Here is a 1,831-nt window from a genome sequence, read left to right as displayed (position 1 = left end):
ATTTATAAAAATACTCCCCACAATCCCCGCCTTTGTAGAGCTTGTCATAGGTGAGCCAGATCCGCTTGTTTTTAAAGTAGGGGCGCGTGAGCCAATAGAGGCAGCGCAGCTTGAACATCTCGATGGATTTATGCTTCCAACGGAGCATGCCCTTCATGTGCCTGAATTCGGCTTTCAGGGAGTTAAACAGCGTTGCCTTGACGACCTTGATAGCCTTCTTGTTGTTTTTGAAGCGCAGGAGATAGCCGTCTGCATTCCAATAGCTGCCTGGAAAGGCCGAGCTCAATTTCGATGTGTAGCGTTTGGTGATAATGGGAGGCACGATCCTCTGCCCGGTGGGCAGCGCAACCTCGAAGGAAACCAGCTTGAGAGATTTCCCAAAGCTGTCCTTGGGGATTTTCAATCTGAACGTATATCGCTTATGAACCGATTTGCCGAAATATTTGGTATGGGCATACCGATATGTCTCCTCAACCGGGATCGGCGTCTCATCCAGAAAGGCATTCAGCTTGCAGCGGCTAAAGTCGGCATAGTTATCCAGCGAGCCTTCAACGATCAGATGCTGTGCATCGAACTCCAATAGTTCCAGCAGCAGATTGATACCGGAAATTTTGTAAACCAGTGCACCATCCTGCTCGAGATACGATTGGTCACCGTAGGTAAAATAATTCGGCGCATATCCTGCGCCATCGTCTTTGCAGCTTTCCCGTTGATCATATTTCAGGCGGAAAAACAGGTCCTTCAAGTCCTGCGGCAGGGCGAATGTCTTGTTGGCCGTCAGCAGTACATCGGGTTCGATATGTTGCAAAATCTGTTTGCATAGCCGGAAATAATCATCCACCTCATCGTCGATGACATGTTTGGTGGCATTGTTGGCGTTCAGTCGGAAGCGCCCTTTCAATTGATAGCTGGCCAAATATTGCAGATATACAGGCACTCCGCGCGAAGCGAGCAGGTCGGTACGCAGGTTTGACTGCATCAGCTGCAGAAGGAAATCGGCAGCGTTTTTCCAATACCACTCTTTGTCCATTGCGGAGTGCGACGCAGTGTCTGGCGCTTCCAGCGAGTCTGAGGCCTTGAATGTAGCCTTCTTGATCCAGGCAAATTTCGGCTGCCTCTGCAGGAGGCGGCAGATCAGATGCAGGCCGTAATCATGGGGCAGGCTTTCGTCGAAGGCGTTTTCCTGCAGCGTTGAGGTCTTCAGGAGAATGCCGTGGAATACCACCGGCACCAAGGCAGGGTGCGTCTCCAGATCAATGGCAACCGGTGTAGCCGGGGGGAAATGAGGTGTATATTTTTTTTGGTTTATGGAATAATAGCTGACATTTGGGCATGTAAAAAGGAATTCTTCGGAATTCTTATTCAAATAATTAAACATCAGCTCCAATGCCGATGTGGAAAATATGTCCCCGGAGTTTAGGAAAACTGAAAACAATCCAGTTGCCCGACTTACCGCGATATTGGAGGCTTGCGCCAGATTGATGCGCGATGCATCAAGATAAAGATGCGCATGCTTTTTCAGAAATGCGGCAGTATTCACATGACTGTGCGCCTCTCCGGTTTTATCAAGCACAATCAATTGGGGTAGGTCTGACACTTTGCGGGGCGCCGCCGGACTGATCTTCTGCTTGTAAAACAATTTGGCCGTAGCCAGGAATGCCGTCTCGTTTCCATTATATGTAATAATAGCAGTCAGCATTCACGGGCTCTCGTGCATTTGGAATGTTTGACGATGATTTCTCGCACCCTCAGGGGCGGGCATCCTTCGGACCATGACAAGTAGGCACAGCAGGTAGTCGCACCCCAAAAAACTGTCAACAGCCACGCGCGG

The 1,831-nt window shown here is 49.8% G+C and carries 1 protein-coding gene; it reads right to left on the bottom strand.

The genetic code is table 11. The features are described from left to right. On the bottom strand, window positions 1-1,699 hold a 1,699-nt coding region (locus tag ACOZK4_RS27170), incomplete at its 3' end, for a hypothetical protein (RefSeq protein ID WP_421594737.1). Window positions 1,700-1,831: the final 132 nt, after the last annotated feature.

Source organism: Shinella sp. M27 (assembly GCF_049199905.1).
In the GTDB taxonomy this organism is placed as follows: Bacteria; Pseudomonadota; Alphaproteobacteria; order Rhizobiales; family Rhizobiaceae; genus Shinella.
The sequence above is the reverse complement of the archived record's forward strand: the minus strand, read 5'-3'. Positions and strand labels throughout refer to the sequence as shown.